26 protein-coding genes are annotated in these 26106 nt (G+C 61.7%); 20 read left to right on the top strand and 6 right to left on the bottom strand.

Annotated elements, in window-relative coordinates; all coding sequences use genetic code 11:
• A partial coding sequence (locus ASD03_RS27300) for an isocitrate/isopropylmalate family dehydrogenase (protein ID WP_244494708.1) occupies nucleotides 1-345 on the top strand: 345 nt, incomplete at its 5' end.
• 407 nt (nucleotides 346-752) lie between these two features.
• The gene (locus tag ASD03_RS27295) at nucleotides 753-1346 is read left to right on the top strand and encodes a histidine phosphatase family protein (protein ID WP_057217654.1); all 594 of its coding nucleotides are present in this window, start codon (nucleotides 753-755) and stop codon (nucleotides 1344-1346) included.
• Between the two features lie 72 nt (nucleotides 1347-1418).
• Here the strand turns inward: ASD03_RS27295 and ASD03_RS27290 are convergent, their stop codons facing one another.
• A complete protein-coding gene (locus ASD03_RS27290; protein WP_057217652.1) occupies nucleotides 1419-1877 on the bottom strand; it encodes an SRPBCC family protein in 459 nt (152 codons plus the stop codon).
• A 153-nt stretch (nucleotides 1878-2030) separates the two neighbouring features.
• Here ASD03_RS27290 and ASD03_RS27285 point away from each other — a divergent pair, with 153 nt between their 5' ends.
• From ASD03_RS27285 to ASD03_RS27270, 4 genes are all read left to right on the top strand, one after another.
• Nucleotides 2031-3089 carry an adenylate/guanylate cyclase domain-containing protein gene (locus ASD03_RS27285; protein WP_057217650.1) on the top strand — a complete coding sequence of 353 codons (1059 nt, stop codon included), beginning with the start codon at nucleotides 2031-2033 and terminating at the stop codon, nucleotides 3087-3089.
• Nucleotides 3090-3470: 381 nt separating this feature from the next.
• A complete protein-coding gene (locus tag ASD03_RS27280; RefSeq protein ID WP_025430093.1) occupies nucleotides 3471-4889 on the top strand; it encodes an aldehyde dehydrogenase family protein in 1419 nt (472 codons plus the stop codon).
• 26 nt (nucleotides 4890-4915) lie between these two features.
• Nucleotides 4916-6136: a mandelate racemase/muconate lactonizing enzyme family protein gene (locus ASD03_RS27275; protein WP_057217648.1), complete on the top strand. Its 1221-nt coding sequence runs from the start codon at nucleotides 4916-4918 to the stop codon at nucleotides 6134-6136.
• 7 nt (nucleotides 6137-6143) lie between these two features.
• Nucleotides 6144-7754: an FAD-dependent oxidoreductase gene (locus ASD03_RS27270; RefSeq protein ID WP_057217646.1), complete on the top strand. Its 1611-nt coding sequence runs from the start codon at nucleotides 6144-6146 to the stop codon at nucleotides 7752-7754.
• A gap of 71 nt (nucleotides 7755-7825) precedes the next feature.
• Here ASD03_RS27270 and ASD03_RS27265 read toward each other — a convergent pair whose 3' ends face one another.
• On the bottom strand, nucleotides 7826-8827 hold the full coding sequence (locus tag ASD03_RS27265; RefSeq protein ID WP_025430090.1) for a hypothetical protein: 1002 nt from the start codon (nucleotides 8825-8827) through the stop codon (nucleotides 7826-7828).
• A 128-nt stretch (nucleotides 8828-8955) separates the two neighbouring features.
• Here ASD03_RS27265 and ASD03_RS27260 point away from each other — a divergent pair, with 128 nt between their 5' ends.
• Nucleotides 8956-9183 carry an amidohydrolase family protein gene (locus ASD03_RS27260; protein ID WP_025430089.1) on the top strand — a complete coding sequence of 76 codons (228 nt, stop codon included), beginning with the start codon at nucleotides 8956-8958 and terminating at the stop codon, nucleotides 9181-9183.
• A 103-nt stretch (nucleotides 9184-9286) separates the two neighbouring features.
• Nucleotides 9287-9868 carry a dienelactone hydrolase family protein gene (locus tag ASD03_RS27255; RefSeq protein WP_025430088.1) on the top strand — a complete coding sequence of 194 codons (582 nt, stop codon included), beginning with the start codon at nucleotides 9287-9289 and terminating at the stop codon, nucleotides 9866-9868.
• A gap of 104 nt (nucleotides 9869-9972) precedes the next feature.
• On the opposite strand, the gene ASD03_RS27250 is transcribed toward ASD03_RS27255, so the two are convergent.
• Nucleotides 9973-11049, bottom strand: a complete 1077-nt coding sequence (locus tag ASD03_RS27250) for a D-alanine--D-alanine ligase family protein (RefSeq protein WP_025430087.1) — start codon at nucleotides 11047-11049, stop codon at nucleotides 9973-9975.
• Nucleotides 11050-11263: 214 nt separating this feature from the next.
• Here ASD03_RS27250 and ASD03_RS27245 point away from each other — a divergent pair, with 214 nt between their 5' ends.
• From ASD03_RS27245 to ASD03_RS27200, 10 genes are all read left to right on the top strand, one after another.
• Nucleotides 11264-12772 carry a PLP-dependent aminotransferase family protein gene (locus ASD03_RS27245; protein WP_082557426.1) on the top strand — a complete coding sequence of 503 codons (1509 nt, stop codon included), beginning with the start codon at nucleotides 11264-11266 and terminating at the stop codon, nucleotides 12770-12772.
• Nucleotides 12773-13251: 479 nt separating this feature from the next.
• Nucleotides 13252-14040, top strand: a complete 789-nt coding sequence (locus ASD03_RS27240) for a helix-turn-helix transcriptional regulator (RefSeq protein ID WP_244494707.1) — start codon at nucleotides 13252-13254, stop codon at nucleotides 14038-14040.
• Nucleotides 14041-14059: 19 nt separating this feature from the next.
• Nucleotides 14060-15028, top strand: coding sequence for an AraC family transcriptional regulator (locus ASD03_RS27235; protein ID WP_244494706.1), 969 nt, complete (start codon nucleotides 14060-14062; stop codon nucleotides 15026-15028).
• A 179-nt stretch (nucleotides 15029-15207) separates the two neighbouring features.
• On the top strand, nucleotides 15208-16128 hold the full coding sequence (locus tag ASD03_RS27230) for a helix-turn-helix domain-containing protein (protein ID WP_057217638.1): 921 nt from the start codon (nucleotides 15208-15210) through the stop codon (nucleotides 16126-16128).
• Between the two features lie 214 nt (nucleotides 16129-16342).
• On the top strand, nucleotides 16343-16999 hold the full coding sequence (locus ASD03_RS27225) for a hydrolase (RefSeq protein WP_057210453.1): 657 nt from the start codon (nucleotides 16343-16345) through the stop codon (nucleotides 16997-16999).
• Between the two features lie 79 nt (nucleotides 17000-17078).
• The gene (locus ASD03_RS27220; protein WP_025430081.1) at nucleotides 17079-17366 is read left to right on the top strand and encodes a DUF1427 family protein; all 288 of its coding nucleotides are present in this window, start codon (nucleotides 17079-17081) and stop codon (nucleotides 17364-17366) included.
• Entirely contained in the window at nucleotides 17366-19351 is a 1986-nt protein-coding gene (locus tag ASD03_RS27215) for an amidohydrolase (protein WP_156408088.1), read from the top strand. Before ASD03_RS27220 ends, ASD03_RS27215 begins: the two co-directional genes overlap by 1 nt.
• Before the next feature lie 13 nt (nucleotides 19352-19364).
• Nucleotides 19365-19826, top strand: coding sequence for a DoxX family protein (locus ASD03_RS27210; RefSeq protein ID WP_025430080.1), 462 nt, complete (start codon nucleotides 19365-19367; stop codon nucleotides 19824-19826).
• Nucleotides 19823-21460, top strand: a complete 1638-nt coding sequence (locus ASD03_RS27205; protein ID WP_025430079.1) for an MFS transporter — start codon at nucleotides 19823-19825, stop codon at nucleotides 21458-21460. The genes ASD03_RS27210 and ASD03_RS27205 overlap by 4 nt, the downstream gene beginning before the upstream one ends.
• Before the next feature lie 137 nt (nucleotides 21461-21597).
• The gene (locus ASD03_RS27200) at nucleotides 21598-22419 is read left to right on the top strand and encodes an alpha/beta hydrolase (RefSeq protein ID WP_025430078.1); all 822 of its coding nucleotides are present in this window, start codon (nucleotides 21598-21600) and stop codon (nucleotides 22417-22419) included.
• Nucleotides 22420-22552: 133 nt separating this feature from the next.
• Here the strand turns inward: ASD03_RS27200 and ASD03_RS27195 are convergent, their stop codons facing one another.
• The gene (locus tag ASD03_RS27195) at nucleotides 22553-23641 is read right to left on the bottom strand and encodes a citrate synthase/methylcitrate synthase (protein ID WP_025430077.1); all 1089 of its coding nucleotides are present in this window, start codon (nucleotides 23639-23641) and stop codon (nucleotides 22553-22555) included.
• 73 nt (nucleotides 23642-23714) lie between these two features.
• Between ASD03_RS27195 and ASD03_RS27190 the strand changes: the two genes are divergently transcribed.
• Entirely contained in the window at nucleotides 23715-24845 is a 1131-nt protein-coding gene (locus ASD03_RS27190) for a citrate synthase (RefSeq protein ID WP_041692994.1), read from the top strand.
• A gap of 304 nt (nucleotides 24846-25149) precedes the next feature.
• On the opposite strand, the gene ASD03_RS27185 is transcribed toward ASD03_RS27190, so the two are convergent.
• A complete protein-coding gene (locus tag ASD03_RS27185; RefSeq protein ID WP_244445554.1) occupies nucleotides 25150-25458 on the bottom strand; it encodes an I78 family peptidase inhibitor in 309 nt (102 codons plus the stop codon).
• Between the two features lie 99 nt (nucleotides 25459-25557).
• Between ASD03_RS27185 and ASD03_RS39385 the strand changes: the two genes are divergently transcribed.
• On the top strand, nucleotides 25558-25725 hold the full coding sequence (locus tag ASD03_RS39385; RefSeq protein ID WP_156408087.1) for a hypothetical protein: 168 nt from the start codon (nucleotides 25558-25560) through the stop codon (nucleotides 25723-25725).
• A 198-nt stretch (nucleotides 25726-25923) separates the two neighbouring features.
• Here the strand turns inward: ASD03_RS39385 and ASD03_RS40185 are convergent.
• Nucleotides 25924-26106: hypothetical protein (locus ASD03_RS40185; RefSeq protein ID WP_210177778.1), on the bottom strand; the 183-nt coding region annotated here is incomplete at its 5' end.

Genomic DNA, 26106 nt, shown 5'->3' with positions numbered 1-26106 from the left:
GCGATGCTGACCGGCTCGCTCGGCATGCTGCCTTCGGCCTCGCTCGGTGCACCGGATGGTGTCACCGGCAAGCGCAAGGCGCTCTACGAGCCGGTGCATGGCTCGGCGCCTGACATTGCCGGCAAGGGCATCGCCAACCCGATCGCCATGATCGCCTCGTTTGCCATGTGCCTGCGCTACTCCTTCAACCTGGTGACGGAAGCCGACAACCTGGAGAAGGCGATCGCCGCCGTGCTCGACAAGGGCATCCGCACCGGCGACATCATGGCCGAAGGCGCACGCCAGGTCGGAACCGTCGAGATGGGCGAAGCCATCCTCTCCGAGTTCAAGGCACTGTCTGCCTGATCTGCAAGAGCGCCCTTAGTCGGCGGCGCCACGCAATTCTTCAAAACACCTCCGGAGCAATCCGGAGGTGTTTTACGTTGTACTGTCTTGAATTTGGCGGCTGGTAGAACTCGTCATGCTCATAACGATCCATCATCACCAGCGGAGGCCGTATGGAGAAAACGAACGATGAAGCTCAAATCGGTCTCGACCCGAACGAGGCGGTCGTGCTTGTCGAACTTCTTTCGCAGCGACAATACGTTTTTCAAGAAGCGCGAATTGAAGTAGGAAATGCAACCAATCTACGCCAAACGTTAGGGCCGCCAATCTTCATCGATGTGCCGCGCAAATTAGCCGTGACAAGTGGCCGACCCTTCGGTCCAATAACGCACTTAATCCAACGCACGACTTCGTCTGGGGCAACATTGATGATTTACCTGCTTCGCCATGGCGAGACCATTTGGAACACCTTGGGTCGGTTCCAGGGGCAGAAAGATTCGCCCCTTACGGAGCGCGGCATCGAACAGGCGGATCGCGTCGCGAAACTCCTTCAGAAGGAAATTTCGGAAAGTAGGCAATCATTCCAAATGCACGTCAGCCCCCTAGGCCGAACGCGACAAACTGCAGAACGCGTGAAGCGGGTGCTGCCACTGGTAACACACGAAGAAGCCCGCCTGATGGAGGTCTTCGTCGGCTATTGGGACGGAATGACTAGGTTCGAGATCGACAACGAGTTTCCGGGAATGCTGGATGGCTCCGACGCTTTTGACTGGTATTTCAAATCTCCGGACGGAGAGAGCTTCGATGCTGCGTGCTCCCGGGCAAAGGACTGGATCGCGGATATACGTGGACCAACCGTAGCAGTTTCTCATGGGCTGTTTGGTAGATTGGTGCGCGGCGTGTATTCCGGTCTTTCGAAGCGCGAAATTTTGGAGTTGCCCGTTCCTCAAGACGGGTTCTACCGCCTTTGCGACGGTGAATTCAGTATAGTAAGTGATCCCGTACCCAGCATGCTCGCCTAACGGGTTCATCCTTTGATCGCTGAGCGCCAATGCAGGCCGGCAGGCTCAGGTGCCAAGATACTGGCCGCGGAGTCATTCCCTACCAGTGCGGCCGTGCCAGGGGTCCGGCCCCGGATCACGCCCGGCGGCAACCTCGGCCAACCGGTCTAGGTAATGGGCCCAGCCTTCCTCGTGGCCGGCGCACTGCTCGGCACTTGGCAGGCCAGTGTGGGTGAGGCGAAGCAACGTTCCGTCCGGTGGTTGTTCGACGAGGTCGATCTCGACAAGGCTTGACGCCGGCGGCACCACTTCGCTGTCTTCCCAGCCGAAGCTGTATACCAGGCGGTGCACTGGCACCACCTCGCGGAAGGAACCACGAGCGAAACGGGCCCCGGTGACGTTGACGAGGTAGAGCCCGCCGCGCTGCGGCTCGATCTGCGCCTCCGTTCCCATCCAGCGCAGGATTTTCTCAGGATCGGTCAGCAGAGCGAACACCGCGGCTGGCGGAGCCGGGATGTGTGCTTCACGGCGGACGATGAGGGCCTCTTGCATCGGCTTCCCCTTTGGTTGCTATGATCTGCCCAGACTGCGGCGCAGAATTGACGGCTATCGGATCAGCTCCTTCCACGATGATATGCCCGCTGGGCCAACTGCGCTACCACCTGCACGGATGACAGGTTGGGGGACCTGACGGTATGATCGTGCATGGATCTGCCCACACACCTCGCCTGGCTGGTGGACGAGGCCAGCGCCTCGCCTGGTCCCGACCGGTTCTTGGCCGAACTCGGCGGCCGGCTGCTGGCTAACGGCTTTCCGTTGGTCGGCGGTACCCTGACACTGGCAGTGCCGCATCCGATCGTTACCCGCCGCACGTGGCTGTGGCGAGCCGAGACCGGAGCAGTGATCGAAGCACTGGGCTTTGCCGACAGCCCGCAAAGCCAGGCTGGGGGTGATTGGCTGAGTGCGCTTGGCCCGGTGCAGGAGGACACCGTCGGCCCAGAGCCGGACGGGCGGTTGCTTGGCTGGGCCGGCGCGCGTCTGTTCGACCCTGCTGAGATCGGCCGACTGCGGCAGACCGCGCGCTTCGCCACCGCGCCTTTGGCTGCCTTGGCCGAGCGGGCGGCCCTTGCAACGCTGCTCGAGGCCTATCTCGGCCGACGCAGTGCCGCCCGGGTGCAGGCGGGCGCGCTGCACCGCGGCACCGGAGAAACTATCCGCGCTGTGCTGCTTTGCGCCGATCTGCGGAACTTCACCGCCCTGTCCGAGGCGACGGAACCTGCGGCAATGATCGCTGTCCTCGACGCCTGGTTCGACCGTGTTGCCGGTGCGATACACGCCTTCGGTGGTGAGGTGCTGAAGTTTGTCGGCGATGGCGTGCTGGCAATCTTCCCGGTTGCCAGTGCACCGGTTGACGCCTGCGAAGCGGCGCTGCGAGCGGTCGCCGCCGCCCGCGCAGGCATGGCCCACCTCGATGCCCTGCGACAGGCAGAGGGGCTGCCGCCGCTGCCCTTCGGCGCAGCGCTGCATCTCGGTGAAATGCTGTGGGGCAATATCGGCACGGCCGACCGGCTGGACTTCACCGCAATCGGTCCCGCGGTAAACCTGGTCAGCCGACTGGAGGGCCTTTGCCGGCCGCTCGGCCGGTCGGTGCTGATCTCGGGCGCGGTCGCCGCCGAGACCGTCACGCCGCTGGTGTCGCTGGGCGAACACGTGCTGCGCGGCATCGCGGCGCCTTGCGCAGTCTTCACGTTGCCGGATACCTGAGCGGTTCGCGGCCGAAGTCGATCGTTGGCGGGATTGTCTCGGTGCAACCATCGCCAGTTCTAGTCAACGTTGGGCGCTTTCGCAGCATTTCGAAGTGCTGCAGCGACCTTTGCGTGTCTGATAAGACGCGCGGCGCTTTCGTTCAGAATACGGTCTTGTCAAGGCGAGCCTTCAGGCTGAACCTGCAAACAATCTCTGCGGGCCGAGCGCGATTCGTCTTCATCTCTGGTGCCTCAGCGAGCGAGATCGTCGAACGGGGCGGGGCAGCGAAAGTGCTCCTTGACCCGAGCCACCCTTACACAAGAACATTGCTCGATGCGGCTCCCGGCCGGAGCACGTTCTGAAGCCTGTCCTATGGTGGAAACATAAAAGGATATCGTCTTGACCGACTATCGCAACTTTGTCGCCGGCGCGTTTCAGCCCGCATCGGACCTGGTCCCGGTGCTCGATCCCTCAAACGGAGAGGTCATTGCGAGGGTGCCCGCGGCGAGCGCGCTGGAGGCAATCGCAGCGGTTGAAAACGCAGCCGCAGCGCAGAAGACGTGGAAAGCCTTGCCGGCGATCGCTCGCGGGGATGCCTTGCGCCGTTTCGCGGCGGCAATCGAGGCGCGCGCCGGCCAGATCGGCGCGGCGCTCGCCCTCGAGTCCGGCAAGAGCCTCGCCGATGCCACGGCAGAAGCGATCTATGGCGTCGAGCTGATGCGCTATCATGCGGAGTGGGCGCGCCGGATCGAAGGGGAAGTGATCCAGAGCGACAATCCGGGCGAGACCTTGCTTCTGAAGCGCGAGCCGATCGGGGTCGTTGCCTGCCTCATCCCGTTCAATTTTCCGGTCTATACGCTGGTGCGCAAGATTGCCCCCGCACTGATCGCTGGCAACGCCGTTGTGGTGCGGCCGAGCAACTCGACGCCTGCCTCCGCTTTCGAGATCGCCGAGGCGGCGCTCGACGCGGACCTTCCGGCCGGGCTGGTCAACATCTTGACCATGTCGCATGACGTCGCCGCGACACTTTGCACCCAGCCGTCGGTCGGCATGATAACGCTCACCGGTAGCCTGCAGGCCGGCCGCGTCGTTCTCGAATATTGCAAGGCGAATATCGCCAAGCCATCACTGGAACTCGGCGGCAAGACACCTGTCATTGTCGAACCCGATGCGGATATCGATGCGGTTGCCGCTCAGCTCGTTGCCGCCAAGACCAATCATTGCGGGCAGGTCTGCACGGCGCCAGAACGGGTCTATGTGCATACGTCCATCCACGACGCACTTCTCGAGCGGCTTCGCACCGGCTTTGCGGCAAGGACGTTCGGCGACCGCGCCAGCGATCCGACGCGTATGGGACCACTTGAAACGAAATCGGCACAGGCCAATGTTCACGCGATGGTTCGCCATGCGGTGGAGCAGGGGGCACGCATAGAGGCTGGCGGCGTACTGCCGGAAGGCGTGGGCAACTACTACCCGCCAACCCTGCTTTCCAACTGCCGGCAGGAGATGGACGTCGTCGCCGAAGAGGTGTTCGGCCCAGTTCTCGCCGTGCTTTCCTATGACAGCGTCGAGGAAGCCCTGGCGCTTGCCAACGATCACCAGTTCGGTCTGAGTTCGGTTCTCTTCACCAACAACTACAGCACGGTCATGCGCTTTGCCGACACCATCGAGGCCGGCGAACTCTATGTGAACCGCTTCCCGGCGGATCCCTATCAGGGATTCCATGCAGGCTGGAAGCGCTCGGGCCTCGGGGGCGATGACGGCAAGCACGGCATGCTCGAATTCACACAAACTCGTCTCGTGGTGCTGAAGCACTGATCGGATTCGTCAGAAGGAACTTCAACATGCAGATCGCTTCGCTCGCCGTTCATGTCGTTGCCGTCCCACCGCCCCATATCGGCGGGATGTACTGGATCTTCGTCAGGCTCACCACGAAGTGCGGCATCGAAGGGGTCGGGGAAATCTACGCGACCGCCTTCCATCCGAACGCGTTGGTGCCGCTGATCGAGGATGTGTTCGAGCGCCATCTCCTCGGCCACGATCCGCACGATATCGAGCGCTTCTGGCGTTCGGCCTATTCGAGCGGCTTCACGCAGCGCCCGGACCCGACGATCATGGGCGTCGTCTCCGGTCTCGAAATCGCCTGCTGGGACATCATCGGCAAGGCTGCCGGCCGACCGGTGCACAAGCTGCTGGGCGGCCTCGTGCACGAAAAGCTGCGTGCCTACACCTATCTCTACCCCAAGAATGCAGCCGGCGAATATGATTACAACGATCCAGAGCTTGCCGCCGACTTCGCGGCGGAAATGGTCGACACGAAGGGGTTCACCGCCGTCAAGTTCGATCCGGCCGGCCCCTACACCGCCTATTCCGGCCACCAGCTTTCGCTTGGCGTCATGGAGCGGTGCGAAGAATTCTGCGCCAAGGTCCGTGCCGCGGTCGGCGGGCGAGCCGACCTGCTCTTCGGCACCCATGGCCAGATGGTGCCGTCCTCGGCCATTCGCCTTGCGCGACGGCTCGAAAAATACGATCCGCTCTGGTTCGAGGAGCCGGTGCCGCCTGGTCAGGAGGCAGCGATGGCATCTGTTGCCAAGGCAACCTCTATCCCCATTGCCACGGGCGAGCGGCTGACGACCAAATACGAGTTCCAGCGCGTGCTTGAAACGGGCGCAGCCTCGATCCTGCAGATGAACGTCGCGCGGTGCGGCGGCTTGCTGGAGGCAAAGAAGATCGCCGGCATGGCCGAGGCGCACTATGCGCAGATCGCACCGCACCTCTACAACGGACCGATCGGGGCGGCGGCGAGCATCCAGCTCGCTGCGGCCACCCCCAATTTCCTCATCCACGAGGCGATCATCGACTTCTCAGTCTTCTACGCCGAGATTCTCAAGACGCCATTGCAGTTCGACGATGGCTATCTCATCCCGTCTTGCGAACCGGGGCTCGGCGTGGAGCTCAATCTCGAGGTGGTTGAAAAGCACTCGCCCTACGAAGGAAAGCGTCTGCACCTGCAGATGGACGACAAGCCCGCCGACATCAAGGCATTTGCCCCGGCGCGCGGTTGAGGAACACATGACCACTTACGACTACATCATTGTCGGGGCGGGATCCGCCGGCTGTATCGTTGCGGCGCGCCTGAGCGAGACAGGCAAACACAGCGTGCTGCTGCTCGAGGCGGGCGGCAACGACAGTTCACCGTGGTTTCGCATCCCGGTCGGCTATGCGCGGTCTTACTATGACCCGAACGTCAACTGGATGTACTGGACCGAGCCGGAAGCCGCCCTGAACAATCGCCGCATCTATGCGCCGCGCGGCAAGGTACAAGGTGGCTCGGGTTCGATAAACGCCATGATCTTCGTGCGGGGCGCCGCGGCGGATTTCGACGACTGGGCTAAGGCCGGCAATCCCGGCTGGGCCCATGAGGACGTGCTGCCCTATTTCAAGAAACTTGAAACCCATGCGCATGGCCAGTCCGAATTTCATGGCGGGGACGGCCCCATCCACGTCACGCCGATGCGCGGCCAGACCCATCCGATTACCGCGCGGTTCCTTTCTGCCTGTGCCGAACTGCAACTGCCGCTCAATACCGACTTCAATGGCGCGTCGATCGAGGGCGCAGGGATTTACGATATCAATACGCGAAATGGCGTGCGCTCGTCCTCGTCGTTCGCCTATCTGCGGCCGGCTCTCAACCGCCCCAATCTCTCCATCCTGCGCAGGAGCCATGCCAGAAGGGTTGTCGTCGAGGAAGGAAGGGCGACCGGCGTGGAGGTTGCCACACCCGATGGGATGGTAATCTATTCCGCCCGGAACGAGGTGATCCTATGTGCCGGTGCGGTCGATACGCCGAAGCTGCTGCAGCTCTCCGGTATCGGCGATGGCCGAGAGCTGCAAACGTTCGGTATCCCCGTCGTCCGACATCTGCCGGCGGTTGGGAGAAACCTTCAGGATCATCTTTGCGCGAGCTTCTACTACCGCTCAAGCGTTCCGACGCTGAACGACGAGCTGGGGAACCTGTTCGGTCAGGCGCGGCAGGCGCTGCGCTACGTGCTGACAAGACGCGGTCCCTTGGCTCTCAGCGTCAACCAGGCCGGAGGCTTCCTGCGCGGCGAGCCGGGTGAGGAGAGGCCAAACATCCAGCTCTATTTCAACCCGCTTTCCTATCGTATTCCGTCCGACCCGCGCGCCGGTCTGAAGCCGGAGCCCTATTCCGGTTTCCTGTTGGCGTTCAATGCATGCAGGCCCACCAGCCGAGGCAGTGTCACGGTCGCGTCGCCCGATGTCACCGTTGCACCGCGCATCAACCCCAACTACCTGACGACTGCCCATGACGAGGCGGAGGCGCTTCAGGCAAGTCGGCTTGCGCGCAAAATCATGAGCGCACCGGCACTGCAATCGATTACTGCAAGCGAAATGCCTCCTTCTGCAGAAGCTTCCACCGACGCCGAGCTCCTGGACTATTTTCGGGAGCATAGCGGTTCAATTTATCACCTGTGCGGCACCGCAGCGATGGGCCCGGATGATTCCACCGCAGTCGTCGATGCATCGCTAAAGGTGCATGGGTTGCATGGCTTGCGAATAGTTGACGCTTCGATCTTCCCCAACATCACGGCCGGAAACATCAATGCCCCGACGATGATGGTCGCCGAAAAAGCCGCGACTATGATCATCACCGGAAGCTAGCCGGCATCTCGATATTCTCTCGACGCTGTGAAGCGACTGAGTAACACGGCGCCATCGTATGACTGGGGCTGCTACTTGACAGTCACCTCGAACGCGGCGGTCACCGGCGGCGTTTCTGGCCGCGAGCGGTCGTGGAAGATGTATGCCACGACATAGTCTCCCGGGTCATGCAGGGCGATGCCGGCAGTCGCGAAATTGGTAAAATGCTTGGCGGAAACCGGAAATGGCGGGGGAGATTCGGCCTTGAACACGTGCGCGTCGGGGAATGTCCTGAGAACCTTGCCAGCAGGGTCCCGCACCTCGATATCGAGCCCGATCTCGTAGCTTGACATCGGCGTGCCGACGTTGATCCGCCCGACATTCTCGAAATAGGCATAGACGAAGATCTCTTCGCCCGGCTTAAAGACGTTTGTCGGGCGCTCGACAAAATCTCCCCGTTTGGATGCCGCCTTATCGGCCAATATGTGCCTGGCGAGCTTCATGGGCGGCAACTTAGCCTGCATCGCGACGGTTGTAGCGTCGACGCTGACCGGCGCGGCCCGCTTGCCGTCCGGGGCGGCCGGAGTGAGGAAATATGATTGTACCATCGCGTAGCAATGAGCTGCGGCCTGCGGGTGGTCGATCAACAGGATCACACCGCCCTGCATGGCTCGGACCGCACCTTCCGACCCTTGCTCGACGAGCGCACACATCGGCCATTCGGCGACTACCTGCGATCCCTTGGAATTCGTATCGTTCCGCAACTGCTCCTTGAACGTGGCCAGCGATTGCCGGAGTTCGGTGGAATCCTTGGCCACTTTCTCATTCACCAGGTAGATCGGCTTTTGGGCGTTTGCCTTGGCTACGTCCTGCTGTGCTTGGCTGACGACCTGTTTGTCTCCAGCAAAATTGTAAGTATGCACCAGCCTCCCATGACCCTTGATGGCATCGATCGCGGCCTGCCAGGCGGCGGTGTCAAAGCCACCTCCATAGGTTTGATCCAGAACGAAATAGGCTGGAATCTTCCCGTCTTCGGCCACGGCTGAAGAAATCAAATGGCCGGATAGCGCTAGTGTGGACAGCAATATCTTCATCGGGGGCCTCATCAAAGATACCCAAGTGATAACCGACAGAGAAACCTATGGTAGAACCTGGCAGCCGATGTGGCAACCACCGATCACGGGCAAAGTGAAAACCCGCTGGCGGCTGGAACGAACCATGCTTGCTCGACCGACATGAGGCGCTGAGGCTCTACACCAACAATGCCGCTTGGATCGCCTTTGACGAGAATGAGCGAGGCAGCTTGTCGGCGGGAAAATTGGCTGACATCGCCGTCCTGGATAGGCCGTATCTGACAATGCCGGCATCCGACATCCATAGGCTGCGCTCGGTGCTGACGCTGCTTGGTGGCAGGGTCGTTCACGACGAACTCGGTAGCGGCCAAGACTAGCTGGGGACGAAATCTCTATAACGTGTCCGCATTCTTCCGGGCCGGGCGACGTCGCTGTAGAGTGATGAAACGTGCGCCCGACCATCACACCCGGAGGCTCCATATGGCTGAGGTCCTGTTGTTCCACCACGCACAGGGGTTGACCTCGGGTGTGCGGGCGTTCGCCGACGACTTGCGGGCCGCCGGTCACATCGTGCACATGCCGGACTTGTTCGATGGACGGACGTTCGAGAGTATCGACGAGGGGCTAGCCTACATCGGCAAGGTCGGATTCGACGAAATGCGGGAGCGCGGGGTCCGCGTCGCGAACGAACTGCCTTCCGAACTCGTCTACGCCGGGTTCTCGTTCGGTGTGCTGCCGGCACAGAAGTTGGCACAGACGCGGCCCGGAGCCCGCGGAGCTCTGCTCTTCTACTCTTGCCTGCCGATCAGCGGCGAGTGGGCCTTCGGGCCTTGGCCGGACGACGTGGCGGTCCAGATCCACGGTATGGACAACGACCCGATCTTCGTCGGGGAGGGCGACATCGACGCGGCCCGCGAGATCGTGGAGAAGGTCGAGGACGCAGAGCTGTTCCTGTACCCCGGCGAACAGCACTACTTCGCCGACAGTTCGCTCCCGTCGTACGACGCGGATGCGACCGCGTTGCTCACCATCCGAGTGCTCGAGTTCCTCGATCGCGTCTGATCCATGCCGGCGTCTTGGCTTGAGCTCATTTTCGAAAGTGGGCCTCGTCCTTGGGCGGATTCGTTTGATCCGCCCGCTCGGCTGACGGGTCTGTGTTTGCATGTTCAGACGCTTCGGCCGGCACGTGTCAGGCCATGGGCAATGAGCCTTTCAATGATTTCGGCATAACTGACGCCGCTTGCCGCCATCGCCTTGGAATACATACTGATGTCGGTAAAACCGGGAATGGTGTTCACTTCGTTGACAACGAACGTCATGCCCGTCGTCAGAAAGAAGTCGACACGCGCCATGGCATCGCAGCCCAAAGCCCTGAATGCCCTTGCCGCCGCCGCCCTCATCTCTGCCTCAACTTCGGGCGGCAGTTCCGCTGGTACCTTGAGCGCCGCGCCGTCCTCGTCGATATATTTTGCGTTGTAGCTGTAAAAGCCGTGGGATTCGGCCGGGATGATCTCGCCGGGACGAGAGACGAAAAGGCCACCTTTCGGATCTTCCAGCACGCTGAATTCAATCTCGCGCCCAGCGACATATTCCTCGGCAAGCAGCTTGCCATCATGCTGGAAACCTTCGACCAACGCCGGCGCGAACTCCTGGCTGCCTGATACCTTTCTAACGCCAACGGATGACCCCTGCCGGGCGGGTTTGATGAACAGCGGCAGCCCGAGTTCGCCTTCGAGCACAGCGAGATCAGGTGCCGCATCCTTGTGGATCGTCACCGAGCGCGCGACCGGGAGGCCGGCGGCCCTCAGAAGCTGCTTGGCAATATCCTTGTCGAGTGCGGTCGCCGAGCCGAGAATCCCGCAACCGGCGAGCGGTACGCGCGCCACCTCTGCAAGCCCCTGCACAGAGCCATCTTCACCATGAAGGCCGTGCAAGACCGGAAACAGAATGTCGATGGTGCCGGCATCGCTCATCTTTCCCTCGGCCGAAATCGCCACCATCCGCCCGTGCCCGCCGGGAACAAGGCTGATCTGCGTGCCGCTCGCAGGCTTGGCAAGCACACCATTGTCGAAGTGGCTCAACAACCATTGACCTTCGCGCGTCACGAAAATCGGCACGGCATCATATTTTGCAGGCTCCAGAGCGCGCATGACATTGGTAGCCGAAAGTACGGAAACGTCGTGTTCGGCCGAGCGTCCGCCGAAGAGGACGGCAATACGCAGCCTGGTCGAAGAAGGGGTCATGAAAGTCTCCAAAATGACAGAGCGTAAATGGCCAGAGACTGACGGCAATGCCATTTCCCGTATCGGTGTCCCGTGTAGGCGCAGGTGCAATTCAATTTCCGACCGTCATCGTTGTGATGCCGGCTTGAAAGTGGCTCGATTTAAATTCAACATATGAGAAGATTACAGAGCCACTATTGGCGAGATTGATGAGCCACTCTGACGAAAGGCGCCCATGACACTGAAACGGCGAAGAGAGAGCCCGTCGGTGGGTTTTCGGCCAAGCATCGATACCTCTTCGCCAGCACCCTTGGTGAGACAGCTCTATCTTTCCCTGCGCGGTGCAATTGCTGACGGTCGGCTGGATGCCGGGCAACGGCTGCCATCGACACGTCTGGCCGCAAAGGAATGGAAGCTTTCACGCGGCTCGGTTGCCGAAGCCTATGAAATCCTCGTCGCGGAAGGTTTTGCGGTCGCCCGGCATGGGTCCGGTACATATATTGCGTCAGGCGTTCCAGGCGGGCTGTCCAGAATCGATCATCGCAATGAGACGATCGCCTACTCGACCCGCCGCGCTGTCTCCGACGCTGCCACGAGAGTTCTCACCTCCGGGCCTAGCCTCGAACCGCAGAAGGTTTTGCCGTTTGTCACGGGGCGCATCGCTCATGACGATCGGACAGCGAGATTGCTAAACCGCATTGCCGGCCGGCACATGAACTATGCCGCTGAAGGCTACGGCGACATTCAGGGCGAATTCGAGCTGCGGAGCGCCATTGCGGCTCATCTGGCCGCTTCACGCGGGGTGCGTTGCGCGGCCGAGCAGATATTTATCACCGCCGGGACACAGCAAGCGCTTGATCTCGCGTTCCGCGTCCTGATGACGCCGGGCGATACGGCTGTCGTCGAAGACCCCTGTTATCCGCCGGCCAGACAATGCCTGGCACTGAATGGCGTAAAAATCATCGGTCTTCCCGTTGATGCCGACGGCATCATGACGGAAAAGTTGGCTGCCTGCTCCCTGCCGCCGACGCTGTTCTATGTGACGCCATCCAACCAGTACCCCGTCGGTTCCGTCCTCTCGCTGCCCCGGCGGCTGGAGTTGCTCGCTTATGCGCGGGAGAATGGCTGCTGGATCGTCGAGGACGATTATGACAGCGAGTTTCGCTACGATGGGCATCCGATCGCATCGCTTCAGGGCCTCGATCCGGCCGGCCGGGTCCTCTATACGGGCACGTTCAGCAAGGCCCTGCTGCCGAGCCTGCGCATCGGCTATCTCGTGGTTCCGATGGATCTGGTACCGGTATTCAGAGCCGTGCGTCCCGCGCTTGACCGTTGTCCCCCGACGTTTCAGCAGCGTGTCGTCGGCGACTTTTTCAATGAGGGATATTTTCCGGCGCATCTGCGCCGGCTCAGGGAGCGTCTGCGTGCCTCACGCGATTTGCTTGCAAATCTCTTGAAAGACCGTACCAGCGAACATCTGAGCGTTTCGTTGCCGGATCAGGGCATCAATCTGACCGTGCACAGCACGGGGACCTGGAGCAGCGACACCGCCGTCTCACAGGCTGCGCTAAAGAAGGGCGTTGTCGTGATGCCCCTTTCCCGCATGAATGTCGCTTCATCGGACACATCCAGGCTGCTGCTGGGATTTTCGGGGCTCTCGGAGCAGGAAGCGGATATGGGGACCAGGATCCTGGCGGAGGTCTTCAAGCGCGGAGATTTTCGCAGAACTCCCGATGTTGGTTAGAATTACGTGACCGGTCAATGCAACGTCCGAGACTGTCCGGGGTTCCGGCAGCGGCGTCCTGATCGCAAAAGGCAATAAGAAGGGGCCCGGTTGACGCGGCCGAAGACGTCTGTGTGTCGATCTGGTGGATGCGAAACGCTTCTGGCGATAGCCATGAACGTCTGGCCCAGCGCGATTTTTGGCTAGGCGGATCCCATCTTATTGAACGACGGTCTTCCTTTTTGAACATTCCCGACTGAATCCGCGCGAAGCCCTTGTCGCTGCGCGCGGATTGCCCCTACGGTGGGCAAAAGATGAACCGGTAGACATTCCATGAGGCCAGAGCGGTCGCGAAAAACGGTCTCGTGCCATGATGGGTCTTGCATGCCAGTCTCGGATGCACCGAGGTTTTTGATCAAATGTTTGCAATGCTTTGGCCATGACGCAGTGCGTCGGTTGGGAGGCTAGAGTTGACTTCTCCTTGTCCGGAAATGGGGTGCGTGGGGCGCTATTTTGGAACGCCGGACGCTCCGTGCCTCACGACGATCCCGATGGAGGCAGCGGTCTTTTCGGTCACCCGAATTCGAAGGCGTTTGACGCGGGCGCAGCGGCCAGAAGTGGCTCTGCCCGCATGTGAAGCCTATTTTCTGATGCTTTACCTCGATGATGCCGAACATGCGGACATCAAGGTAAACGGCGAGAGGTCTGCTGTTCGCCGATACGTGCGCGGCTCGATATGTCTCGTCGATCTGCGCCAGGGGGCCTCGATCGCGCTCCATAGCGACCTGAGTGCGCTTGCTTTCGTCCTTCCCAAGACGCTGATCGCGGAAGTCGCCGCCCTGTCACCGACGGTCAAGCCACAACGGCTGGTGTGCCGGCGTGGCGAAGTGGACTCGATACTCTGCAGTCTCGGACTGGCGCTTCTGGCCCTTTTTGAACGTATGGACAGCAGCCCACCCGAGCTGCTGCAGCATGTCGCCGTGGCCGTTTGCGCCCATCTTCTGCACCATCATTCGGCCGAGATGCAGGGCGACGACGGCGGAAATCCTTTCGACGGATCCAATGATCCGACGGCGTTCCACATTCGGCAGGAAGCGACACGGGCGCCCCAGCAATTGCAGATGCGCCGGCGCGTTGTTCAGGCCAAGCAGCTTCTGCGCGCGAGTTCACTGCCTCTGGGCTCGATCGCGTTCCTTTGCGGCTTCAGCAGCCTCGGCCATTTCACGACGGTGTTTCTGGGTGAGACCGGTACGACACCACAAGCCTGGCGAAGCGCACCTCTGCATTAGCGCCGGTCGCGGGACGGAATTGATTGTTGGCGGCAGTGTATCGTATTCTGCATTGCTTGAATGCCTGGTGCACTTTCGGGGAATTTTGTTGAACTTAGAGTCTCGTCCAGAAACGGCCAGCGAAGTGGGCGCCTTGCGCCGATCGATCCTGCGTGTTCCCCCCATAACCCTGACGCGGTTGAGCAGTGATGGCTGCGACCTAGGTCCGGCGGTTGCCAACAGGCGCGAGGAGGCGTTCAACATCATCACCCAGCTCAGTGATTTTCGCCTGCATCGGCTGTGGCGGGGCGGCACCCTTGTCTTTGAGGGCGGGCATCGCAAGGGAGCGCTTGCCATCACCGACCTGCGCGAGGAATGGCGCTGCCATCACCTGTCGCCCTTTGACAATGTGCGCCTTCAGATACCGTTCTCGCAGATGCGCGCCTTTGCGACTGAACAGGGACGGCCTGACTTTACCGGTCTGCGCTGTGCGCCGGGCACGCATGACGGCGTCATGCTGGGGCTAGCGCAGGCATTGCTTCCAGCTTTCGAGAGACCGCAAGAGGCAAGTCAGCTCTTTCTCGACCAGGTGAGCCTCGCGATTTTGACGCATTTGATGCAGACCTATGGCGGGCTCTATCTACCCAAAGAGCGCAAGGGGACGTTGGCTGCGTGGCAGGAGAAAAGGGCGCTCGACTTTCTCTCGGGCCATGTCGATGGGCAGTTCTCGCTCAGCGAGCTTGCCGAGGCATGTGCGTTGTCGAAAAGCTATTTCATCAAGGCATTCAAGGTGAGCTTCGGCTGTACGCCTTTGCGGTGGCTGGCCGAATATCGGGTTACCCGTGCGAAGGATCTGTTGTTGAAGAACGTGCCGATCGCAGAGATTGCCATATCCTGCGGCTTTGCCGATCAGAGCCATATGACTAAGACATTCGTGGCGATCGCCGGCGAAACGCCAGCGCGCTTCCGGCGTACCCGACGCCTGGAGCTGGAAAAAGCGCCCCTGTGACGGAAGACAATAGTCGCGATGCCATCGACAAGACAGCCATTCGGTTCATATGATCGTGATGTTCGGACGCAATGCTGCGCAAGCACGCTGGCGAAGCGGTGTCGTGCAAAAGTTGAGACCGCCGCAGTCGGCACCCTCGTGGTCGCGGACAGGCAGCGAAGTTGTGCGGAGGCGGAGGTATGACAGCAGCTTCTTCGATCGCGATCGCACCTCCACCCCGCGACAGTTTCGGATGTACAGTGGCTGGCCTCGACGAAGACCGGCGGATCGACGGCGCCGGGTTGACTTTTTATCGCAAGAAAGCGCAGGCCGCACCGCGCGAGCGCGTGCACACGCCGGCCAACAACCGCGGTTATCTGCTCGGCCTGTCACTGTCGGGGGGCCATCGCCGGCGGATCCTTCACGAACATCACGAGACAATGCATGAGTTCGACGAGAACTCCGTCTACCTCCGAAACTTTCACGATCCCTATCAGGCGGATCTCTCCGGCAGCTTCGATTTTGTTTTGCTCGAGGTGGGGCACAGCGCGATCGAGCGGATGGCCGACTGCGCCGATCTGAGCGGTGTCCGCGAACTGTGTGCGGTCGGCGAGCGAGCCGATCCAGTGTTGGGCGGGCTGATGGCGGCGCTGTTTGCAGACATGAACGGCCAATTGGAGAGAAGCCCCTTGTTCGTCGACCAATTGTCGGTGGCGATCGGAATCCACGTCGCTCAACACTACGGCAGTGCGAGCCACCGCACGACGTCGGGGGCAGCGATCAAGGGGCGCAGGCTCTCGGCGCGCAGCCTGTCGATGGTGCAGGAACTAATGCGAAGCAGGCTTGGCGGCGATTTGTCGATCGAGGAACTCGCTGAGGCTTGTCATCTGTCACAGGGCACGTTCCTGCGCGCCTTTCGCCAAACACTGGGTATCACGCCGTTCCAATGGTTCCTCCAGCAGCGGTTGGACAGGGCGCGCGACATGCTGGAATTTTCGTCGCTGACGATCGGTGAAATCGCGGTCGCCAGCGGCTTTGCCGATCAGAGCCACTTCACGCGCGTCTTTGCCCGGGCGACGGGGGCATCCCCCGGCGCCTGGCGGCGCAGTCGCAGGGCCTAGCGGTCTGGCCGCGCGCGGGCCTTGCTCGCGGCGGCACGCGCTCCATCCTTATGCCGTTGCTTCCAATATGACTTTTGCGCTTTGCTAGCGATGTATCTCGGGCAGAATGTTCAAAACATCAGCATATCCGACAAGAACGGGCAGCCCGGCTCGGGCATAGTCGGGTCATTCCCTGCGGATCTTCAGAATCCAGGACATCGAGGAGATGATGACCATGACCTTAAACGCCACGCCGACGCCCGGCAGCCTCCTGGTTTCGCCGAAAGACCACACGCTGATCATGATCGATTTCCAGTCGCAGATGGCCTTTGCGACGAAGTCGATCGATGCTGTCTTGCTGCGCAACAATGCGGCGCTGGTCGCGCATGCGGCCGCCGGCTTCGGCGTTTCCACCATTCTGACGACGGTGGCGGAGAAGGCTTTCTCGGGCCCGATGTTCTCAGAAATCACCGATGCCTTTCCAGGCCAGGGCCTTCTCGACCGTACCTCGATGAACACCTGGGAAGACGCCGCCGTCATCGACAATGTCAACGCCATCGGCAAGAAGCGGCTGGTCTTTTGCGGCCTCTGGACCAGCGTCTGCATCGTCGGCCCGACGCTCTCTGCGCTCGATCAGGGCTTCGAGGTTTATGTGATTGCCGATGCCTGCGGTGACGTCTCGGACGAGGCACACGATCGGGCGATGGACCGCATGGTCCAGGCTGGCGTTCGGCCGATGACGTCGCTGCAATATATGCTGGAACTCCAGCGCGACTGGGCCCGCACCGAGACCTACGACATGACGACCGGTATCGCCAAGAAGTTCGGCGGCGCCTACGGCCTCGGCATTATCTACGCCAAGACGATGTTCGGCGCCTCCGAAGGCCACTGATCGTCCTCATTCCGAAGGTTGCCGTCTCGCCAGTCGGCGGGACGGAGAAGCGGGCAACCCGTCCCGTGAGGAGAACTCGATGAAAATGTATCTTCTGTCGCTCGGCGTCGGTCTGCTGGTCGGTGTCATCTACGGACTGCTGAATGTGCGCTCGCCGGCGCCGCCCGTGATCGCCCTGCTTGGCCTGCTCGGCATCCTCGTCGGCGAACAGGCCGTTCCGCTCGTCAAGCGGCTGGTCTCTGGCGCGCCGGTCACCGTCTCCTGGTTCAACAGCCGTTGCGTGCCCCACGTTTTCGGCGCGCTGCCGACGGGAACCGACCATGACGTGGCCACGCGCGACCGCTCTTCGAAAGGGGAGGTGGGCTGATGCCGACACGCCGCGGCTTTCTGGGGGCAGCCTCGACGCTCGCCTTCCCCTCGCTGTTTTCGCCGGCGCTTGCCGCCGACACCGTTTCGACCAAGGGAGACAATCCGATGGACGCCGATATTATCCTGCATCACGGGCTCGTCACCACGCTTGACCGCTCCAATCCCAACGCCAGCGCGGTCGCGATCAAGGACGGCAGGTTTCTCGCCGTCGGCCAGGATCAGGAGATCATGGCGCTCGCCGGTCCCGACACCAGGATCATCGATCTCAAGGGCAAGCGCGTCCTGCCCGGGCTGATCGACAACCACACCCACGTCGTTCGCGGCGGTCTGAACTTCAACATGGAGCTGCGATGGGACGGGGTACGTTCGCTCGCCGACGCGATGGATATGCTGAAGCGGCAGGTGGCGATCACGCCAGCGCCGCAATGGGTGCGGGTCGTCGGCGGCTTCACCGAACACCAGTTTGCCGAAAAGCGCCTGCCGACCATCGACGAGATCAACGCGGTCGCGCCCGACACGCCGGTCTTCCTGTTGCATCTCTATGACCGTGCGCTCCTCAACGGTGCGGCGCTCAGGGCTGTCGGCTACACGAAGGATACGCCGAACCCGCCGGGCGGCGAAATCACCCGCGACACCCAGGGCAATCCGACCGGTCTGCTGCTGGCCAAGCCCAATGCCGGCATTCTCTATTCGACCCTTGCAAAGGGGCCGAAGCTGCCCTTCGAATACCAGGTCAATTCGACCCGGCATTTCATGCGCGAGCTCAACCGGCTCGGCGTCACCGGCGTGATCGATGCCGGCGGCGGTTTCCAGAACTATCCGGACGACTATGCGGTCATCCAGAAGCTCGCCGATGAGGGGCACATGACCGTGCGGCTGGCTTACAACCTCTTCACCCAGAAGCCGAAGGAGGAAAAGCAGGACTTCCTCAACTGGACATCATCGGTGAAGTACAAGCAGGGCAACGACTATTTCCGCCACAACGGCGCCGGTGAGATGCTGGTGTTTTCGGCTGCGGACTTCGAAGACTTCCGCCAGCCGCGCCCGGAGATGGCTCCGGAAATGGAAGGCGAACTGGAAGAGGTGGTGCGGGTCCTTGCCGAAAACCGCTGGCCCTGGCGTCTTCATGCCACCTATGACGAGACGATCTCCCGCGCCCTCGACGTCTTCGAGAAGGTCAACAAGGACATCCCGCTTGAAGGCCTGAACTGGTTCTTCGACCATGCCGAGACAATTTCCGAGCGCTCGATCGACAGGATCGCGGCGCTTGGCGGCGGCATCGCAACCCAGCATCGCATGGCCTATCAGGGCGAATATTTTGTCGAGCGCTACGGCCACGGCGTCGCCGAAGCGACACCGCCGATCAAACGGATGCTCGACAAGGGCGTCAATGTTTCCGCCGGTACCGATGCCACCCGTGTCGCCTCCTACAATCCCTGGGTCTCGCTGTCGTGGATGGTGACCGGCAAGACGGTGGGCGGGCTGCAACTCTACCCCCGCGCCAATTGCCTCGATCGCGAGACGGCGCTGCGGATGTGGACCGAAAAGGTCACCTGGTTTTCCAACGAGGAAGGCAAGAAAGGCCGGATCGAAAACGGCCAGTTCGCCGACCTGATCGTGCCGAACAAGGACTTCTTCGCCTGTGCCGAGGACGAGATCTCGTTCCTGACGTCCGAGCTGACGGTGGTCGGCGGCAAGGTCGTCTATGCCGCCGGTGACTTCGCCACCCATGACGAAAACCCGGTGCCGCCCGCCATGCCCGATTGGTCGCCGGTCAGGACCTTCGGTGGCTATGCCGCCTGGGGCGAACCGGAAGGTGCCGGCAAACGAAGCCTTCGCCGCACCGCAATCTCCACATGCGGATGCCTGAACGACTGCAATGTCCACGGCCACGACCATGCCGGCGCCTGGACATCACGCCTGCCGATCGCCGACCTCAAGGGTTTCTTCGGCGCGCTCGGCTGCGCCTGCTGGGCGGTGTGAGGAGGGAGCCGCAATGACACATTCCTCCACAATTGCGTCGCGGCTGGCGGCCGGTGTCCAGCCGTTTGTGACCACGCCCGCTATTCGGTTCATCGCCCATCTTGGGCTCTGCGCCGCCTATATCCAGGGGCCGTTGACGAAGATCCTCGACTTTGATGCCGCTCTCGGCGAGATGAACCATTTCGGACTTCAGCCGGCCGCGCTGTTCGCGGTGGCGGTGATCGTCTTCGAACTTCTCGCCTCGGCCATGATCCTCGCAGGCATTCTGCGTTGGCTTGCCGCTCTCGGCCTCGCCGCGTTCACGCTCGCCGCAACCTTCATCGCCTTGCGCTTCTGGGAGCTGGCCCCCGGCCAGGAACGGTTCATGGCGACCAACGCCTTCTTCGAGCATCTCGGCCTTGCCGGCGCCTTCCTGCTGGTCGCCTGGTACGATCTTGACCGTCGAAACGAGGCGGGAGGCGAACCGCTGCCATGACCCAGAATGTCACGCCGCCGCCGGCCGCAGGCGGCTTTGCACCGCTGCGCCAGCCCGTCTTTGCCGTCCTTTGGGTGGCCACCGTCATCGGCAATACCGGCAGTTTCATCCGTGACGTCGCCAGTTCATGGCTGGTGACCGATCTCTCCGGTGCTCCGGCGGCCGTTGCCATGGTTCAGGCGGCTGCGACCCTGCCGATCTTCCTGCTCGCCATACCTGCGGGCGTTCTGTCTGATATCCTCGATCGCCGCCGGTTTCTGATCGTCATCCAGCTTCTGCTGGCGTCCGTCAGCATCGGGCTCATGCTGCTTTCAGCGACCGGATTGCAGAGCGTCAGCTCGCTCGTGGCGCTGACCTTCCTCGGTGGTATAGGTGCTGCGCTGATGGCACCCACCTGGCAATCGATCGTTCCCGAACTCGTCACGCGGCAGGAGTTGAAGAGCGCCGTCGCCCTGAACTCGCTCGGCATCAACATCTCGCGTGCCATTGGCCCTGCGGTCGGCGGGCTCATCCTTGCGAGCTTCGGTGCGGCCATCACCTATGCAACCGACGTTGCGAGCTATCTCTTCGTCATCGCGGCCCTACTTTGGTGGCGGCGCGCCCCCGGTGCGGACGATGGCTTGTCGGAGAAGTTCGCCGGCGCATTTCGTGCGGGTCTGCGCTATGCGCGCGCCAGCCGCGAACTGCACGTGGTGCTGCTGCGCGCTGCCGTGTTCTTCGCGTTTTCGAGCGCCGTCTGGGCGCTGCTGCCGCTCGTTGCACGCAACCTGCTCGGCGGGGATGCCGGCTTTTACGGGGTCCTTCTCGGGGCCGTCGGAGCCGGAGCGATTGGCGGCGCCCTCGTCATGCCGCGGCTGCGTAGGCTCCTCAGTGCAGATGGGCTGTTGCTCGCCGCCGCGCTGGTCACGGCCGTCGTCATGGCCGGCCTGTCATCTGCACCGCCGCAATGGGTGGCGATCATCCTGTTGCTGAGCCTCGGGGCCGCATGGATATCAGCGCTGACGACACTCAACGGCGCGGCTCAGGCGATCCTGCCAAACTGGGTGCGCGGTAGGGCGCTTGCGGTCTACCTCACGGTGTTCAACGGCGCGATGACCGCCGGAAGCCTGGCCTGGGGTGCCATAGCGGAACTCCTTGGCGTTCCGGCGACCCTTCTGGTCGGCGCCGCCGGGTTGGTGGTCGTTGGCGTGGTGTTTCACCTCGTGAAGCTGCCTGCCGGTGAGGCTGATCTGGTCGCCTCCAATCACTGGCCCGAGCCGTTGACGGCCTCGCCGATCGACAATGACCGCGGCCCCGTGCTGATCACCATAGAATATCGCGTCGATCCCGCCGACCGACAGGGATTCACGAGCGCTCTCTACAGGCTTTCTTCGGAACGGCGGCGGGACGGTGCCTATGGCTGGGGTGTGACGGAAGACACTGCTGATGCCGAGATCATGGTCGAATGGTTCTTCGTCGAATCCTGGGCCGAGCATCTGCGCCAGCATCGACGGGTCTCCAAGGCCGATGCCGACCTGCAGCAGGAGGTGCGCAAATTCCATCGCGGCGACGCAGCTCCGCTCGTTCGCCACCTGCTGACTGTCGGGCCGGAGCGCCTGACGCAGGCGAGAGACAACATCAAGGAGACGCCATGACAGATTGGAACGCGCTTTTTCCAGTTGCCCGCCGAACGGTCCTCAGGACCGCCGGCGCAGTCGGCGCCACCTTGTTTCTGCCCGGCCTCGGCCTTGGCGCCCAGAACCCGATCCCAACACCAGATGGAGAGAACCCCATGAGTTTCATCACTACCAAGGACGGCACCAACATCTTCTACAAGGATTGGGGCAAGGGACAGCCGATCGTCTTCTCCCACGGCTGGCCGCTATCGGGCGACGCCTGGGAAGCCCAGATGCTGTTCTTCGGGCAGAACGGCTACCGCGTCATCGCCCACGATCGGCGCGGCCATGGTCGTTCGGACCAGCCGTGGGACGGCAACAACATGGATCAGTATGCCGACGATCTGGCGGAACTGATCGAGAAACTCGACCTCAAGGATGCGATCCTGATCGGGCATTCGACCGGCGGCGGCGAAGTAGCCCATTATATCGGCCGTCACGGCAGCGGGCGCGTTGCCAAGGTGGTTCTCGTCGGCGCGGTCCCTCCGCTCATGCTGAAGACTGCGGCGAACCCAGAAGGAACGCCGATTGAGGTTTTCGACGGCATTCGCAAGGGCACCGCGGGCGATCGCTCGCAGTTCTTCAAGGAACTCACTCTTCCCTTCTATGGCTTCAACCTCGAAGGCGCCAAGATGAATGACGGGCTTCGCGAATCCTTCTGGCTGCAGGGCATGGTCGGCTCGATCAAGGGTCACTATGATTGCATCCGCGAATTCTCCGAAGTCGACTACACCGACGACCTGAAGAAGATCGATCGCCCGACGCTGGTGATCCACGGCGATGACGACCAGATCGTTCCGTTTGCCGCATCCGCCGCAAAGACGGCCAAGATCGTAAAGGACGCCAAGCTCATCGTTTACAAGGGTGGGGCACATGGCCTGGCCCAGATCGAGCCCGACAAGTTCAACGCCGACGTCCTGGCCTTCATCAAGGCTTGATATCGGTCGTGTCTTTGTCATGCAGCCGTTGGAGCCGGGTTTTTCGACCCGGCTCCAACGGCTCTTCGGCAAAGGCTGAACAAAGTGGGTGGGCGGCTGCGCGGTTGCCTGCCGCAGGCGCCATGTCAGTGACTTAGGCAGCCCGTGGCAGCGGCCCGACATAAACGGAGCGCGGGCGGATCAGGCGACCTTTGAGCGCCTGCTCGCGTGCATGGGCAATCCAGCCGATGGTGCGGCCGATGGCGAAGACGCCGGTGAACGCGTCTCTCGGGAAGCCCAGCGCATCGAGCAGCAGTGCCGTGTAAAATTCAACATTGACGTCGAGCGGCCGGTCCGGCTTGCGCTCCTTGAGGATAGCCAGCGCCGCCTGCTCGACTGCGCTTGCAAGCTCGGTGCGTTCACGATCAACCTGCCCGGCCTCGATCAGTGGCTTCAGAGCAAGTTTTAGCGCATCGGCGCGTGGATCGCGGACGCGGTACACTCTGTGGCCGAACCCCATCAGCCGTTCGCCGCGATCAAGCGCCTGATTGAGCCATGCTTTCGCGTTCTCTTGCGTTCCGATCGCATCGAGCATGTCGAGCACCGGTCCGGGCGCGCCGCCATGAAGTGGCCCCTTGAGGGCACCGATCGCCCCGAGGACGGACGAGGTGAGGCCGGCTCCGGTGGAGGCGATCACCCTTGACGCGAAAGTCGAAGCGTTAAGGCCATGGTCGGAAATCGTCACGAGATAGGCATCGAGTGCTTTGACCTTTTCCGCGCTCGGCAGCCCGCCGCCAAGCATCGCGAGAATGTCTGCCGATTGGGAGAGCGACGGCGATGGGGCAATCGGCTCGTCGCCATTCTTCAGGCGCAGGATTGCCGGCAGGAAGACGGCGGGTGCAGCAAGCAGGCGGAGCGCTGCCTCGAGATCGTCACCATCAGGCAGCCGCGCGATGAGCGCGCGCATGATGTCGACGGGTGGCAATTCCAGTATATGGTCGTCGATAGTCCGGATATCTGCGAAGACCTCTGTCCGCATGTGCCCCAGACGCCGGCGCAGTTCCTCCTTCTGCAGATTTCCTTCGATCAGGCCACCAAGCAGAAGGATAACGACATCCTCATAGCTGGCGTCATCAACGAGGTGTTCGAGCGACACACCACGAATGACCAGTCGACCGGCCTCGCCATCCACATCCGAGAGCTGCGTTTCAGCGGCGATGACATCTTCAAGTCCGTTTTTCATAGATGTTTCTCCTTTACCGGGAGAATGGTCCGGCTAAGATGTATTGACGTCAATCTTGATAAATTTGATCAATATGAACACGCTCTGGATCACCGCTGAGGAGGCGCTCAGTCAGCTCGGCACCAAACCGCAGACGCTTTATGCGAATGTGAGCCGTGGGCGCATACGCGCGAAGGCTGATCCAGTCGACTCGCGCCGCAGCCTTTATCAGGCTGACGATGTCAGGCGGCTGGCGGAACGTCACGCGGGCCGCCCGCGCGCATCGGCCGTCGCCGCCGAGGCGATCCGCTGGGGCGACCCGGTCCTACCCACGACGATCTCCAGTATTGCCGATGGACGCCTGTCTTATCGTGGCCATGATGCGGTTGAGCTCTCCTTGACAGCTGATCTGGAAGATGTCGCGACCCTGCTCTGGCAGACACCCACGATCACTGTCGGTGCGGCCGATGATACGTTGGCGGGTCGATCCCGTTTGGCCGCAGCCTTGATGAACCTTGCCGCGCGGGTAGCCGAGGACTTACCGACCCTTGGCCGCGCATCGCCGATATTGAGGGGGGAGGCGGCAGATGTGCTGTCCACCGTGGCGGCGGCACTGGCGCCGTGGCCGGAGCCGCTGCCGTTGCATCAGCGGCTGGCAATCGGATGGAAACGACCGGCGGCGGTCGAGCCCATCCGAAAAGCGCTTGTCTTGGCGGCGGAGCACGAACTGAATGTTTCCGCGTTTGCAGCACGCGTGACCGCCTCGTCCGGCGCGGCTCTTTCGGCGGCTGTCCTCTCCGGACTTGCAACACTGACCGGCCCCCGCCATGGCGGGGCCTGGCTCAGCGTCACACAGCTTGTAGAGCGGGCGAACGCGGTTGGTGTGCGCGAGGCGATCCGCGGCATGTTGTCGTCGGAAGGCGCTGTCCGGGCCTTCGGCCATCGCCTCTATCCTCAGGGTGATCCGCGCGCCAAGGCGATCATCGCCAGTTTCGAAGCGCCGCCTCTCTATGGATTGTTGGCCGAAGCAGGCGAAGACCTTCTGGGCGAGCCGGTTAACCTCGACTTCGCACTGGCCTCGCTCGCCGCCGCGTTCGATCTGCCCGACGAGGCGCCGATGGTGATCTTTGCTCTGGCGCGCACGGTCGGCTGGCTTGCGCATGCCATGGAGCAGGTGGAAAGCGGACATCTGATCCGCCCAAGAGCACGCTACTCCGGACAGTGAATGCGCTTTGAAGCCATTCGACGTCGACTGCGACGGTGGGTGCCGGGCCCTCTGTGTTCTTGGCCCTGGTCAGCGCGCTGACATTGCTTGCCGCCCTTGTTCTGGTCCGATGGCTGGCGGCCGGGCAGCACTGCCGTAATTTTGCCCGTTGTAACGTGCCCCGAGGGGTGACACTGCCGATATCCCTGGGGGCACTCGTGTGGCCCCGACGGTTCGATGTCGAGCGTCTATAGGCAAAACATAGCCCGGGCGTTCCAGCGATCAATTGATCGCCGGAGTGCCCATTTCACGTCTAAACCGACGCCTATCCGCACACCGCGCGAACGATTTTGCCCGTGGCCGGATCCGTTTCGATCGTCACGCGCTCCTGCCGAAAATCCATCGTCGCCGGATCCCCGGGCTTCAATTGCCGGACGATGGTCGCACCCGTTATCTGTTTTGCGTCCTCATCGGAAATCCTGTCTTTTCCGGACAGGGTCTCTGCAGCCTCGGGCTTGCATGGCCCTGCCGCCTGGGGAGCCGTATATTCAGGATCCTTTTGGCAACCGGCGGCCGCAAGCAGGAGAAGACTTGCTGCGAGTGCAGCAAATTGACGGGCGTAAATCAAAGGCACAATCCTTCCGTGTCGAAAGTGTCGAACAATCAAACGAATAAGGCGGCAGCGAGGCCCTTGCGGCGGCGATCTCCCAACTATTTGAACGGCGACGAAGGTATGCTCAAGAAGGTCGTGAATGGCCCCGGCATCGCTTGGGTCGATTTGCAGCCTGAGTTTACCAAGAGCCTTCTGCAGACGATCGGCGGCGGGGTAGGGCGGCTGATCGATGCGGACATGAATGAGGCGTCAACCAAGTCGGAGGCGATTCAAGCCAGGAGCAGATAGCCATTCGGCGCTTGCAGATCGCCAACACGAGCGCCCAGAACATTTCCAGTTTGTTCAAACAATGCCCCTTGATCAGGCGCGCGCTTACGTTTCGTTTCCGTGTGCCGTCCCCTTCATCCACATCGATTGTGGCGCTGGAGGGGGCGGATTCTACGGGCAACTTCAACGTGGGAAAACTTAAGGGCTTGGCGTCCTGATTCAGGCCCCAAGAGCAGTTTGTGTAAGTTTTACAAAATTGCCTGTTGACACCCGGGCTGAGGCTCCTCTATAAGCCCGATCACTGACGAGGGCGGCGGCGCTGCTGGCGACGATGTCCTTCGTTTTAAGGTTTCCTTGATTGGCGGATGCTGATTGGTCGGGACGCGAGTTTCGGCGGGAAGT

The sequence above is a fragment of the Ensifer sp. Root127 genome (assembly GCF_001425225.1).
Classification (GTDB): domain Bacteria; phylum Pseudomonadota; class Alphaproteobacteria; order Rhizobiales; family Rhizobiaceae; genus Ensifer; species Ensifer canadensis.
Note: the sequence above shows the minus strand (reverse complement) of the source record. Positions and strands in the feature narration are given on the sequence as shown.